Genomic DNA, 13,121 nt, shown 5'->3' with positions numbered 1-13,121 from the left:
GCCGCGGACCGGTCCACCACGCGCCTGGGCCGAGCACCACGGCGTCCGCATTATGTTGTGGGGGTGGCACACATCGAGAGCACGACGATCGCCGTCATCGGCCTGGGGTACATCGGGCTGCCGACCGCCGCGGTCCTGGCCATGCACGGAGCCGACGTGGTGGGCGTCGACGTCAACCGGTCCACGGTCGACGCGGTCAACCGGGGCGAGGTCCCCTTCGTCGAGCCCGACCTGGGGCTGAGCGTGTCCGGCGCCGTCAAGCAGGGCCGGCTGCGCGCGGACACCACGACCCCGCCCGCCGACGTCTACATCGTCGCGGTGCCGACCCCCTTCGCCGAGGACCACGCGGCGGACCTCAGCTACATCGAGGCGGCGGCCGACGGCATCGCACCGCAGCTGACCGGCGGCGAGCTGGTCATCCTGGAGTCGACGTCGCCTCCCGGGGCCACCCAGCACATGGCCGAGCGGATCCTGGCCTCGCGGCCCGACCTGAGCCTGGACGGCGAGGGCGGCAAGCCCCTGATCCACGTGGCGCACTGCCCCGAGCGGGTGCTGCCCGGCCGGGTCATGATCGAGCTGGTCACCAACGACCGGATCGTCGGCGGGCTCACGGTGCACGCGGCCGAGCTGGCCCGCGACCTGTACCGGTCCTTCTGCCAGGGCCAGATCATGCTGACCGACGCCATGACGGCGGAGATGGCCAAGCTGGTCGAGAACTCGTTCCGCGACGTCAACATCGCCTTCGCCAACGAGCTGTCGGTCATCAGCGACACGTTGGGCATCGACGTCTGGGAGCTCATCGAGCTCGCCAACCACCACCCCCGGGTCAACATCCTGCAGCCGGGCCCGGGCGTGGGTGGGCACTGCATCGCCGTCGACCCGTGGTTCATCGTGTCCTCGGTGCCCGAGCACGCCCGGCTGATCCGGACCGCGCGCGAGGTCAACGACGCCAAGCCCGAGCTGGTGCTGGCCAAGGTGGTCGAGGCGGCCGCGGGCCTGGAGCGACCCCGCATCGCCGCCCTCGGCCTGGCCTTCAAGCCGGACATCGACGACCTGCGCGAGTCCCCGGCGCGGCGCATCGTGGCCCGGCTGGCCCAGGAGCTCCCCCACGCCGCCGTCGCGGCCGTGGAGCCCCACATCCACGAGCTGCCGGCGGAGCTGGCGGCCCTGGACAACGTGACCCTGGTGCCGTTCGAGGCCGCGGTCGCCGACGCCGACGTGGTCGTGCTGCTCGTGGACCACCAGCAGTTCAAGAAGTCCGACCCGGTCGCGCTGGGCCTGGCGGACAAGGCGGTCGTGGACACGCGCGGGGTCTGGCGCGGCTGAGCCCGGGACCGCGCGCGACGGGCTCGGCGGTGCCGTGAGCGACCTGCGGGTCTGCGTCGACATCGGATCGACGTGGACCAAGGCCCTGGTGGTCGACCCTGCGGCCACCGCGGCCGAGGCGGTGTCGGTCGTGCCCGCCACGGTGAGCACGCCCGCCTGGCTGCGCTGCGAGGGCGTGCTGGCCACGGCTCAGCTGCCCACCACCCTGACGACCGACGTCATGGACGGGGTGGCGGGGGTGGTCGCCGCGCTGGGCGAGCAGGTCGGCGCCCACCCGGTGGTGCTGGGCCAGCCCCTGGTCTGCTCCTCGGCCGGCGGCGGGCTGCGGCTGGCCGTGGTCGGCTACGAGCTGGTCGTCACGGCCGAGGCCGCCCGGCGGGCCGCGGTGTCCGCGGGGGGCCGCGTGGTGCACCTGGCCTGCGGGGTGCTCACCGCGGCCGACGTGGCCGACCTGCTGGCCGCCTCGGCCGACGTGGTCGTGCTGACGGGCGGCACCGACGGCGGGGACCCCGACGTGCTGCTGGCCAACGCCCGCACCCTGGCCCCGGCGCTGGCCGCGGCCGGCACGCCCGTGGTGCTGGCCGGCAACGCCGACGTCGCCCAGCAGGCGGAGGCCGCCCTGGTCTCGGCCGGGGTACCGGTCACGCGGACGGCCAACGTGCTGCCCCGGATCGGGTCGCTCAACCCGCTGCCCGCGCGCGAGGCGGTGCGGGCGGCCTTCCTGCGCCACGTCATCGGCGGCGAGCGGCTGTCCCGCGGGCGCGGCCTGGAGCGGCTGGTGCTCGCGGCCACGCCCGACGCGGTGCTGGCCGGGGTGCAGCGGCTCGCCACGGCGCTGGGCGGCGGCGTGCTGGCCGTCGACGTGGGCGGGGCCACCACGGACGTGTACTCGGTGCTGTCGCAGCCCGCGGCCGACAGCGTCGAGGCCGACGTGGCCGGGCTGGAGGTGGCCTCCCGCACGGTCGAGGGCGACCTGGGGATGCGCTGGTCGGCGCCGGGGGTCGGGGAGGCCGTGGCCGCGGAGCAGCTGCAGGCGGGGCTGCTCGGCCCGCTGCCCGCCGCCTCGCTGCTGGAGCTCGCGCGCCGGCCGGAGGAGGTGGCCACGGGCCCCGACGCCGCCCGCCTGGACAGCGACCTGGCCCGGGCGGCGGCGGTGACGGCCGTGCGCCGGCACGCCCGGCCCGGCACCGCGGGGGCGCCGGCCCGGCCGCTGCGGGACGTGGCGCTGGTGCTGGGCTCCGGCGGGGTGCTGCGCCACGGCGACGCGGCCCGGGCCGAGCACGTGCTGGCCGGCGTCTGCTCCGACCACGCGGGCATGTGGCACGTGCCGGACGCGGCCGCGCAGGCCGTCGACCGGGACTACGTGCTGTGCGCGCTGGGTCTGCTGGCTCTGGGCGCCGGCGCCGCCGCCGGCTGAGCTGACGCCCCGGCCGGAGGGCCCGCCCCCGGCTGAGGCGCCGACGGGGCGACCGGCCCCGGCTTCGCGCCTCGGGCCTCGCGCCTCAGGCCGAGGCCGCCGCCAGCGCCCGGTCGAGGTCGGCGAGCAGGTCGGCCTCGTCCTCCAGACCCACCGACAGCCGGACCAGGTCGTCCGGCACCTCCAGCGCCGTGCCCGCCACGGACCCGTGGGTCATGTCGCCCGGGTGCTCGATGAGCGACTCGATCCCACCCAGGCTCTCGGCCAGGGTGAACACCGACGTCGAGGCGCAGGTCTTGAGGGCGGCGTACCGGCCGCGTCGCAGCCGGAAGCTGACCATGCCGCCGAAGCGCCGCATCTGCGCGGCCGCGACCTCGTGGCCGGGGTGGTCGGGCAGACCGGGGTACAGCACCTGCGACACGGCCGGGTGCTCGTCGAGGAACGCGGCCACGGCGGCGGCGTTGTCGCTGTGCCGGTCCATCCGCACCGCCAGGGTCTTGAGCCCGCGCAGGGTGAGGAACGCGTCGAACGGCCCGGCCACGGCGCCCATGGCGTTCTGGTGCCAGGCCAGCCGGTCGGCCAGCGGCTCGCCGGTGTGCGGGTCGGTGGCGGCGCCGGCCGCCCCGGGCGCCCGCACCACCAGGGCCCCGCCGACCACGTCGCTGTGACCGCCGACGTACTTGGTCGTCGAGTGCACGACCACGTCGGCCCCCAGCTCGAGCGGGTTCTGCAGGTAGGGGGTGGCGAAGGTGTTGTCGACCACCAGCAGCGCACCGGCGTCGTGGGCCACGGCCGCGACGGCGGCGATGTCGCTGATGCCGAGCAGCGGGTTGGTGGGCGTCTCCACCCAGACGAACCGGGTCCGCCCGGGCACGACCGCCCGGGCGACGGCGTCCAGGTCGTCGGTCGGGGCGGTGTCGAACTGCACGCCCCACGGCTCGGCGACCTTGGCGAACAGCCGGTAGGTGCCGCCGTAGGCGTCGCCGGGCAGCACGACGTGGTCGCCGGGGCGGGTCAGGGTGCGGATGACCGCGTCCTCCGCGGCCAGGCCGGAGGCGAAGGCCATGGCCCGGGTCGGCTCGCCGCCCGCGGACTCGACCGCGGCCAGCGCGGACTCCAGCGCCGTGCGGGTCGGGTTGCCCGAGCGGCTGTACTCGTAGCCCACCCCGAGCCCGGTCCGCAGCCCGCCCACGCCGTCCTGCGCGTAGGTCGAGGTGGCGTAGATCGGCGGGATGACCGCCCCGGTGGCCGGGTCGGGCTCGGAGCCGACGTGGATGGCCCGGGTCGAGAACCCCTGGCTGCTGGCACGGTCCTGGGAGGCGCTCACCGAGCCAGGCTAACGGCCAGCGCGACGGCCACCGTCGCCTGGCTCAGCGCCTGCACGAGCAGGAACCGCCGCACGGTCGGCCGCAGCGCCGCCAGCTCGAGCCGGGCCGAGGCCGGGACGACCGCGGCCAGGCCGGCGGCCACGTGCAGGGCGTGCACCGCGAGGACCGTCACGGCGTCGCGCAGGTCGGGGCCGCCGCCGCCGACCACGGCCAGCACCGCCAGCCCGAGCAGCGCCGGGACCACGGTCGGCATGCTCGGTCGCCACGCCGTCAGCAGCGCCGCGACGAGCACCAGGAGGGCGCCCGGCGGCAACCCGCCTCCGACGGTCTGGGCGGCCAGCCCCAGGCCCGCGGCCAGCACCACGACCACACGGGGCAGCAGCCCGCTGACCGACCGCGTCAGCCCGTCCGGACCGGGCGCACGCCGGTCGGTCCTGGGTCGGCCCAGCCGGGTCACCGGCACCGTCACCGACACCGTCACCGTCACCGACCTCCCCGCCGCCGGGCCCGGACCAGGTGCGCGGTGGCCGCGGCCACCCCGGTCCCGGCGGGCAGGACGTCCACCCCGGCCGCACGCAGCACCTGCAGCCGCTGCCGCCGCTCGGCCAGCACCAGGCCGACCGCGGCCTCGTCGAGGCCGCCGGCCGGGCCCGGCACGAGGTCCGGCGGCAGGCAGTCGACGCCGAGCGTGCTGCGGCCGTGACGGTGCAGGGCCAGGGCGAGGCCGGTCACGTCGTCGTCGACGAACGGGGACAGCACGACGACGAGCGCGCGGGCGGGCACCTGCGCGAGCAGCCGGCGGGGCACGACCGGGCGGGGACCCCGGGCCGCGCGGGGCAGCACCGGGGTCCCGGTCGCGCTGGTGGCCGCGAGCGCGGTCCGCAGCCGGCGCAGGTGCCGGCGCCCGGAGCCCGGCCGCACGGCGGCCCCGGGCACGGTCAGGTCGACGGTCGACACCCGGTCACCGGCCTCCAGGTGGGCCGCGGCCAGTGCGCAGGCGGTGCTGACCACGGCGTCCAGGCTGCTGCCGGCCGCCAGCGCCCCGCCGTCGAGGGGACGGGGCAGCGACCAGGTCGAGACGTCTCGCTCCAGGTCGGCGCGGGTGTCCAGCAGCAGCACCACCTGCCCCTCGGCCTCCTCCACGCTGCGCCGCACGTGCAGGCGCGGCCCCGTGGGACCGGGCCCGCGCCGGGCGGTGGCCCGCCAGTCGACGTGCCGGAGCCGGTCGCCGGGGCGCAGCTCGTCCACCGCGTACAGCTCACCGCCCTCCCCCGTGCGCCGGGTCGGGTGGCGGCCCACCGTGGGCGTGGGCCGGGGCGGCAGCGGCCCGGCCCCCGTGCGTGTGGTGCCGGGCACCACGAGCAGCTCGCGCACGGCGCCCTCCACCGGGCCGGCCACGAGCAGGCCGTCGTGCGCCACGCACAGGGCGTCGGGTCGGGCCACGGTCCGCCGGCCCCACGTCGTGGGCACCGTGGTGCTGCGCAGCCCGCGGCGACGGGCCTGCACCGCGACCGCCGACCCGCTCGGTCGGACCGCACCGGCGGCGACGGACCGCGGCAGGCGCAGCACCACGAGCTCGGCGCCCGCCTCGGCCGACGCGGCGGTGAGCTCGACGGTCACGGGCAGCGGCTCGCCGACGGCGGCGGAGGGGGCGGCGTGCACCCGGGTCAGCAGCCCGCCCGGGCCGGGTCGCGGTCCGGCCGCGAGGGCGGCGGCGAGCGCGAGCGGGACCGCGAGCAGGGCCAGCTCCACGACCCCGGTGGCCGCGCCCACGGCCAGCCCGCCGGCCCCCAGGCCCAGCGCCCGGCGGTACGCGGGGCTCAGCCGCCAGCCGGGACCGGCCGGGGTCACGGTCCGCTCGGCGCCGTCGCGGGCGCGGGCACGGACTGCAGCACCTCGGAGACCACGCTGTCGGCCGTGACGGACCCGGTCCAGGTCTGCACGCCCAGGGTGAGCCGGTGGGCCAGCACGGCCGGCGCCGCCGTCTTGACGTCCTCCGGCAGCACGACGTCGCGGCCGTCCAGCACGGCCAGCGCCCTCGCCTGCAGCAGCAGCAGCAGGGCGAGGCTGCCGCGCGGGGACACCCCGACCTCGACGGCGGCGTGGGCCCGGGTCGCCGCGGCCAGCGCCACGCAGTAGGCCGCCACGTCGCGGTGGACGTCGACCTGCTCGACACCGGCCTGCATCCGCCGCAGCGTCCCGGCGTCGACCACGGCCGCCACGTCGACGACCTCCTGCCGCCGGGCCACGCGCCGGGCCAGCACGTCGGCCTCGTGCTCGGGGGTGGGGTAGCCGACGGCGACCCGGACCAGGAACCGGTCGAGCTGGGCCTCGGGCAGCGGGTAGGTGCCCTCGTACTCCACCGGGTTGGCCGTGGCCAGGACGTGGAACGGGCGGGGCAGCGCGCTGGTGCGTCCCTCCACCGTGACCTGGCCCTCCTGCATGGCCTCCAGCAGCGCCGCCTGCGTCTTGGGCGGGGTGCGGTTGATCTCGTCGGCCAGCAGCAGCCCCGTGAACACCGGCCCGGGACGGAAGTCGAACCGGCTGGTGGCGGGGTCGTAGACGAACGAGCCGGTGACGTCGGCCGGCAGCAGGTCCGGGGTGCACTGCAGCCGGGTGAACGGCAGGCCCAGGGCGGTGGCCAGGCTGCGGGCGGCCAGCGTCTTGCCCAGGCCGGGGACGTCCTCGAGCAGCACGTGCCCGCCGGCCAGCACTGCGGCCAGGGCCAGCCGCAGCGGGCCGTGCATGCCGACCACGGCCGTGCCGACGGCGGCCAGCACGTCGGTGGCCAGCCGGGCCACCTCGGGCACGGGCAGCGGCTCGACGGGAGTGGTGGCATCGGTCGGGTGGGCACCGCTGGTCACGGCCGGCTCCTCGGGGTCGTCGGGGTGGTGGTCGGGACGGTCGGGTCCGTCGGGTCGATCCGGTCCGTCGGGGGGCGGGCCCGGACCGGCCCGTGGGCCTCCCGGTCCGCGATCCCGGGCACGACGGCGCGCACCGCGGCGGCGGCGGGGTCCGGGCCGTCGGCCTCGAGCCGGGCGAGCCGGGCCCGCAGCGCCGCCCGGTCACCGGCGTCGGTCCGGGCGCCCTCCAGCTGCCGCAGCGTGGTCGCCACGCCGTGCCACCCGGGCCGGGTCCGGCGGGCGGCGGGCTGCGGCCACGGCGGGTCGTCGCCGTCCAGGCGCACCGTGAGCACGACGACCGCCGCCGCGGCCCCCAGCAGGGCGGACCGCTCGGGACCGATGCCGCCGATCGTGCCCATCCCCGCCACGAGCAGGGCGGTCACGACCGCCCCGGCCCAGCGGCCGGGCCCGGGGACGGCCTGCCGGAGCGGGCTCACGGGCGCACCGGAGCGGTCCCGGCCGGTCACCGGGTCGGCCCATCCTGCGCCCTCGCGGGACCGGACCGCAGGACCCCGTCCGCCGCCGCATCGGTGGTGCGGGTGGCAAGGTCGTCCGACCCCAGCGAGGCGAGCAGCCGACCGAGCGCGGCCCGGGCGGCCGCCGCGTCCGCGACCGAGGCACCGCCCGGCCCGGCAGCCGAGAACCGGACCCGGGAGTACACCGAGCGCAGCCGCAGCAGGGCCTCACCGTCCAGCCCCGGTGCCGCCAGCCGCAGGCGCGTGGCGAAGTCCGTCGGGCTGTCGGCCGGTCGGCGACCGCTGCCCACGTCCCCGGCGGCCGCCTCGAGCCGCAGCCAGCAGGCGACCACGACGTCACCCGCCTCGCCCGGTCCGGCCCGGTCCAGGTCCTGCACCCCGCGGTGGACCGCGTCCCGGACCGCGGGCAGGTCCACGTCGGGGCCGGCCGCCGGCTCGTCCTCGGGTGGGAGCCCGGGCTCCTCGACCGCGGCCTCGCCCGGCTCGGCCCGCAGCAGCGACCGGGCCAGCAGCGCCGTGCCGACGACGACCGCCACCATCACCAGCACGACCTCCGCCGGGACGCCGAGCACCGGCTCCGGCACGTCCACCTGCTGCACCGCCTCCTCGGCCGGGGCCACCTGCTCCGGGGCCGGCTCGACGTCGCCGTAGGGCCGGAACCGGTCGAGCAGGCTGTCCGGGGCGAAGGCGGGCGGACCGAGCAGGACCGACAGCACCACCGCGGCCAGGCCCAGCGCGGCCACCCCCGCGACCCCCGCCACCCGACCCACCGGTGCATCCCACCACAGGCCCGGCGTCCGGGAACGTTCAGGACGGCCGCCCGGTTGCACCCGGTGAACCCTTCGAGGAGGCACTCATGCTGTTCGGCACCCGCAAGACGACCCTGGTCACCCCCGAGGAGGCCCTGCCCGGCCGCGACACCCCCGTGCGCGTGCCCGCCCGGCACACCGTCAAGGGCACCCCGCTGGTCGGCCCCTGGCCCGAGGGCCACCAGGAGCTGTACGTGGCGATGGGCTGCTTCTGGGGCGCGGAGCGGATCTTCTGGCGCCTGGACGGGGTCCACACCACCGCCGTGGGCTACATGGGCGGCTACACGCCCAACCCGACGTACGAGGAGACCTGCACCGCGCGGACCGGGCACACCGAGAGCGCCCTGGTCGTCTTCGACCCGGCCGTGGTCCCGCTGGAGCGGCTGTTCAAGGAGTTTCTGGGAGAACCACGACCCGACGACGCCCAACCGGCAGGGCAACGACGTCGGCACCCAGTACCGCTCGGCGATCTTCACCACCACCGACGAGCAGGCCGTCGCGGCCCGCGACTCCCGCGAGCGCTACCAGCGCGCCCTGAGCGCCGACGGCTACGGCCAGATCGCCACCGAGATCCGGCCCGCGGCCGAGGCCGGCCCGTTCTACTACGCCGAGGACTACCACCAGCAGTACCTGGCCAAGAACCCCGGCGGCTACTGCAACCACGGCTTCTGCCAGGTGGGCTACGACCTCGCCGCCCACGGCCAGGACGCCGCGCGCGCCAGCCTGCCGGAGGCCTGAGGGCGGGGCCCGGGGCGTCGACCCCCCGGGCCCCGCACCACCTCAGCCGGCCAACGTGCCGCCGAACACCTGCCAGGCCAGCAGCGACTTGGCCACGAGGCTCAGCACGATGTACGCCCGCTCGCCGTAGGCGTAGCGCCGCCACGGCCCGACCCGGGCGTACTGCAGCGCCTGGTTGAGGCCGAACACGTTGAAGAACAGGAACAGCGACACGATGATCCCGTAGACGAACGCCGGCGGGGCGGCCTCGCTCTGCGAGCCCGGCGCCAGCACGTACAGCAGGATCGCCAGCCACGGCACGGCCCCGGCCATGCTGCCGAACACGAACGGCAGCCACCGCCCGCTGCCGGGCTGCTCGTAGCGCTCCTGCAGCCAGCCGAACAGGATCATGGTCGCGTTCACGGCGAACAGCCCCATCAGCGCGGCGGCGTCCGCGATCCCCGTGATCTGGGCGATCAGCACGATCATCACCGAGCTGGACAACGAGTACTCGACCCACCGGAAGTAGTTGTGGTGCTGCTGCAGCCCGGCGAGGTAGCGCGGGTGGCCCCAGGGCGAGGCCACGAGCAGGTGGAAGAACGCCGACAGCGCGAGGAACAGCGCCACGCCCAGGCCGATCGGCGAGTCGAACAGCGTGACCTGCTCGTACAGCCCCGAGCCCGGCGGTCCGTTCAGGTAGCCCGCCGTCACCGGCAGGGCGAAGTCGTTGGCGAGCACCAGCACGGCGACGGCCTGCACGGCGTGCAGGGCCGCGGCGCCCAGGTTGAGCCCCCGCAGACCGCGCAGGCTGCCGGTCGCCTCGTCGGTCGGGGCCCCGGCCGCGGCCGGCGCGTCGGGCGGGATGTCGGCTGCGTGCGTCACGGGTGACCTCCTGGTCCTGACCACGACGGCGGCCGGGTCCCGATGATCATCCCCCCGGGCGCGGCCGGGCGCGATCGCGCGACCTCAGGTGGGCGGCAGCACCGGGGTGTCCGGCTCGTCCTCGGCCGGCGTCCCGCGCGCGAGCAGCGCCAGCACGACCCCGCCCAGCACCAGCCCGAAGCCGAGCACCTGCAGCGCGGTGAGCGACTCGTCGAACCACCACCAGGCGAGCACGGCCGCCCCGACCGGCTCCAGGGTCGCCACGACCGTGACGACCGTGGCGGGCAGGTACCGCAGGGCGGCCGTGGAGGCCGCGAACGGCCCGAGCGTGCCCAGCAGGATCACCCACAGCACGACGAGCAGCAGCAGGACCTCCCCGCCGCCGATCGCGTCGGGCAGCCGGACGGGCACCTGCGCGGACTGCCCGAGCGTGCCCCACCACGGGGCGACGGCGGTGGCCAGCACCCCGGGGATGGCGAAGCCCCAGAACGTGGTGGACAGCGGGTCGCGGTGCCGGACGATCCGCTCCCCCAGCAGGAAGTACGTCGCGAACGAGACCGCGGCGACCAGCCCGGCCACCACCCCGACCACGTCGAGCGACACGGCTCCCCCGACGCCCAGCGCCAGGGCCAGACCGCCCAGGCTGAGTGCGAGCGCCGGCCACAGCAGCGCGCTGACCTGCTCGCGCAGCACGAACCGGGCCACCAGGGCGACCAGCAGCGGGGCCAGGTACTCCAGCAGCAGCGCCAGCCCGATCGGCAGCCGCTGGATGGCCACGAAGTAGCTGAGCTGCACCAGGCCGACGCCGGCCACGCCGTAGACCACGAGCAGCGGCAGCTCGCGCAGCGTCACCCGCAGGGTGCGGGCCCGGCCCGTCAGCACCAGGACCGCCCCCAGGACCAGGGCCGTGCCGGCGATGCGGACCGAGGCCAGCGGCACGGGGTCGATGCCGTTGACCAGGGCGAGCCGGGACACCCCGGCGTTGACCACGAACATCGCGATGCCGAGCAGCAGCAGCGTGTAGCCCGGCCCGCGGCGGACGCCGGTGGCAGCGGGTCGGGGCGCGGCCTGCAGGCGGGGCTCGGTCACGACGGGCAGTCTGGCCCGCGCGCCCGGCGGGCGCGCGGGCCATCCAGGACCTGGTGGCCGGGCTCAGGCCGAGCGGTCGGCGCCGAGGATCGTGGGGAACGGCCGGGTCGAGAACACCACCTCGACCGGGACGGCGAAGAACTCCGCGATGCGCAGGGCCAGGTGCAGCGACGGGCTGTACTCGCCCCGCTCCAGGTAGCCGACGGTCTGGTAGTGCACGCCGAGCGCCTCGGCCAGCTCGCGCCGGCTCACGCCGCCCTCCGCGCGGAGGGCGGCGATCCGGTTGTGGACGTCGCTGTCGCTCACCGGATGGCCTGGGTGGCCGCCTGCCGGGCCGCCTCCACGACCGAGCCGGACTGCCGACGGGCCATGCGGCGCAGCACCACCGGGGTCACGGCGAGGCTGACGACCGCCCAGGCCCCGAGCACGGCCACCGTCTCGGCCGTGCGCCAGGTGCCGGTGAGCTCGATGGCGGCCGCGGCGTCGGGCAGGAACGCCGAGCGCAGCCCCAGGCCGATCCAGTACAGCGGGAACACCTGGGCCACCACCTGCAACCAGCCCCACATCACCTGCAGCGGCACGAAGATCCCGGAGATGCCCGTCAGCACCAGGATCGGCAGCATCCCCCACGTCGACACCTTCTGCGTGCTCGGCACCAGCGCGCCGATGATCATGCCGATCGGCAGCACCGCGAGCAGCCCCAGCAGGACCACCCCGAGGAACGTCAACCAGGCGCCGGCGCCGCCCGGCAGCACGCCCTCGAACAGGATGAGGCTCGGCACCATGACCACCAGCAGCATCGGCACCGTGCCCAGCACGTGGTAGACCGCCTGGCCGGTGACGTAGCCGACCATGCCGTTGGGCACGGCCTTGGCCCGCAGCAGGGTGCCGTCCTCGCGCTCCATGGCCAGCGCGAAGGCCGGGCCCATCATGGCGTTGAACACCAGCAGCGCCCCGAGGATGCTCGGCAGCGCGACGGCCGGGTAGAGCAGGTCGGTGCCCTGCACCTCGTTGTTGCGGTTGATGAACAGGTAGACCACCACCCCCACCCCGAAGAACAGGTAGAAGCCCTGGTCCTGCGGGCTGCGCAGGCTCTGCACGAACTCGGTCAGGCCGCGCCGGGCCCCGACCCCGACGGCGTGGCTCCGGGCGCTCACGCGACCACCTCCAGCGCGCCGCGGCGCTCGCGGCCGCCACCGTCGCCGTCGCCCGTCCCGGTCTCGTAGCGGTGGACCATCTCCACGTAGGTGTCCTCGAGGTTGGCGCGGCGCACCTCGAGGTCACCGACCGCGTCGCCGTGCTGGGCGAACAGGCCGCGCACGAAGGCCGTCGCGTCCGCGGTCGCGTGCACGAACCGCTCCCCGGCCACCGTCCAGGTGACCTGCGCCTCGCGCCCGACCCGGCGGGCCAGCTCCTCGGCGCTGCCGTCGGCGACGATCCGCCCGCCGGCCAGCACGAGGATCCGGTCGCACAGCCGCTCGGCCTCGGCCAGGTCGTGGGTGGTGAGCAGCACCGTGGTGTCCTCCAGGTCCGACAGCCGGTGGACGAGGTCGTGGAACTCGCGCCGCGCCATCGGGTCCAGCCCGGCGGTGGGCTCGTCCAGGAACAGCAGCTCGGGCCGGCCGATGATGCCGATGGCGACGTCCAGGCGCCGGCGCTGCCCGCCGGACAGCGTGACGATCTTCTGGTCGGCGATCGCGTCCAGCCCGACCATGCCGATCAGCTCGTCGAGGTCGTACGGGCGCGGCCGGCCGGGCGTGGAGTAGGGCGTGTAGTAGCGGCCCAGGTGGGTCAGCAACCGGCGCGGGGTCCAGCGCGGGTGGTCGCGCCAGGACTGCAGCACCACGCCGACCCGGGCGCGCCAGGTCTCGTCCCCGGTCTGGGGGTCGCTGCCCAGCACCTCGACGTGGCCCTCCGAGCGGGCCCGGAAGCCCTCGAGGATCTCGATCGTGGTGGTCTTGCCGGCCCCGTTCGGCCCCAGCAGGCAGATCACCTCGCCGCGGTCGACGTGGAAGTCCACGCCGTCCAGCACGTCGGTGCTCCCGTAGCGCATCCGCAGGTCGCGCACCTGCACGATCGACTCGCCCTGGTCGTGTCTGCTCGGCACAGCCCGTCCCTCCCGTCGCTCGCCGCGGGTCAGGCCCGCCGCCGTCCGCAGTGATAGTAGACCTGCT

13 protein-coding genes and 1 pseudogene are annotated in these 13,121 nt (G+C 76.4%); 3 read left to right on the top strand and 11 right to left on the bottom strand.

Features of this window, described 5'->3' with window-relative positions; genetic code table 11:
• The first annotated feature begins 63 nt into the window (after positions 1–63).
• Together wecC and SJY06_RS06805 are read left to right on the top strand one after the other, a co-directional pair.
• Complete coding sequence (gene wecC, locus SJY06_RS06810; protein ID WP_380165926.1) at positions 64–1,326, top strand: UDP-N-acetyl-D-mannosamine dehydrogenase; 1,263 nt, start codon at positions 64–66, stop codon at positions 1,324–1,326.
• Positions 1,327–1,360: 34 nt separating this feature from the next.
• Positions 1,361–2,743: a glutamate mutase L gene (locus tag SJY06_RS06805; RefSeq protein WP_380165925.1), complete on the top strand. Its 1,383-nt coding sequence runs from the start codon at positions 1,361–1,363 to the stop codon at positions 2,741–2,743.
• An 85-nt stretch (positions 2,744–2,828) separates the two neighbouring features.
• Here the strand turns inward: SJY06_RS06805 and SJY06_RS06800 are convergent, their stop codons facing one another.
• The 6 genes from SJY06_RS06800 to SJY06_RS06775 are packed head-to-tail and all read right to left on the bottom strand — an operon-like array spanning position 2,829 to position 8,220.
• Positions 2,829–4,070 (bottom strand): cystathionine gamma-synthase, encoded by a 1,242-nt coding sequence (locus tag SJY06_RS06800; RefSeq protein WP_380165923.1) that lies wholly within the window; start codon positions 4,068–4,070, stop codon positions 2,829–2,831.
• Positions 4,067–4,552 carry a hypothetical protein gene (locus SJY06_RS06795; protein ID WP_380165921.1) on the bottom strand — a complete coding sequence of 162 codons (486 nt, stop codon included), beginning with the start codon at positions 4,550–4,552 and terminating at the stop codon, positions 4,067–4,069. The genes SJY06_RS06800 and SJY06_RS06795 overlap by 4 nt, the downstream gene beginning before the upstream one ends.
• Positions 4,553–4,554: 2 nt before the next feature.
• The gene (locus tag SJY06_RS06790) at positions 4,555–5,922 is read right to left on the bottom strand and encodes a DUF58 domain-containing protein (protein WP_380165919.1); all 1,368 of its coding nucleotides are present in this window, start codon (positions 5,920–5,922) and stop codon (positions 4,555–4,557) included.
• On the bottom strand, positions 5,919–6,935 hold the full coding sequence (locus SJY06_RS06785; protein WP_380165917.1) for an AAA family ATPase: 1,017 nt from the start codon (positions 6,933–6,935) through the stop codon (positions 5,919–5,921). The genes SJY06_RS06790 and SJY06_RS06785 overlap by 4 nt, the downstream gene beginning before the upstream one ends.
• Positions 6,932–7,411, bottom strand: a complete 480-nt coding sequence (locus SJY06_RS06780; protein WP_380165915.1) for a hypothetical protein — start codon at positions 7,409–7,411, stop codon at positions 6,932–6,934. The genes SJY06_RS06785 and SJY06_RS06780 overlap by 4 nt, the downstream gene beginning before the upstream one ends.
• Before the next feature lie 26 nt (positions 7,412–7,437).
• Positions 7,438–8,220, bottom strand: coding sequence for a DUF4129 domain-containing protein (locus tag SJY06_RS06775; protein ID WP_380165913.1), 783 nt, complete (start codon positions 8,218–8,220; stop codon positions 7,438–7,440).
• Positions 8,221–8,306: 86 nt separating this feature from the next.
• Between SJY06_RS06775 and msrA the strand changes: the two are divergent.
• Positions 8,307–8,997: pseudogene (gene msrA / locus SJY06_RS06770) on the top strand (peptide-methionine (S)-S-oxide reductase MsrA).
• Positions 8,998–9,039: 42 nt separating this feature from the next.
• Here the strand turns inward: msrA and heR are convergent.
• From heR to SJY06_RS06745, 5 genes are all read right to left on the bottom strand, one after another.
• A complete protein-coding gene (gene heR, locus SJY06_RS06765; RefSeq protein ID WP_380165911.1) occupies positions 9,040–9,858 on the bottom strand; it encodes a heliorhodopsin HeR in 819 nt (272 codons plus the stop codon).
• Between the two features lie 84 nt (positions 9,859–9,942).
• Positions 9,943–10,947 carry a DMT family transporter gene (locus SJY06_RS06760; protein ID WP_380165909.1) on the bottom strand — a complete coding sequence of 335 codons (1,005 nt, stop codon included), beginning with the start codon at positions 10,945–10,947 and terminating at the stop codon, positions 9,943–9,945.
• Positions 10,948–11,010: 63 nt separating this feature from the next.
• Complete coding sequence (locus SJY06_RS06755) at positions 11,011–11,253, bottom strand: helix-turn-helix transcriptional regulator (protein WP_380165907.1); 243 nt, start codon at positions 11,251–11,253, stop codon at positions 11,011–11,013.
• Positions 11,250–12,104: an ABC transporter permease gene (locus tag SJY06_RS06750; protein ID WP_380165905.1), complete on the bottom strand. Its 855-nt coding sequence runs from the start codon at positions 12,102–12,104 to the stop codon at positions 11,250–11,252. The genes SJY06_RS06755 and SJY06_RS06750 overlap by 4 nt, the downstream gene beginning before the upstream one ends.
• Positions 12,101–13,054 (bottom strand): ABC transporter ATP-binding protein, encoded by a 954-nt coding sequence (locus SJY06_RS06745; RefSeq protein ID WP_380165903.1) that lies wholly within the window; start codon positions 13,052–13,054, stop codon positions 12,101–12,103. The genes SJY06_RS06750 and SJY06_RS06745 overlap by 4 nt, the downstream gene beginning before the upstream one ends.
• Positions 13,055–13,121 lie beyond the last annotated feature (67 nt).

Origin of the sequence: Jannaschia sp. R86511 (genome assembly GCF_042466345.1) — a bacterium.
In the GTDB taxonomy this organism is placed as follows: Bacteria; Actinomycetota; Actinomycetes; order Actinomycetales; family JBBAYJ01; genus Aquipuribacter.
The sequence above is the reverse complement of the archived record's forward strand: the minus strand, read 5'-3'. Positions and strand labels throughout refer to the sequence as shown.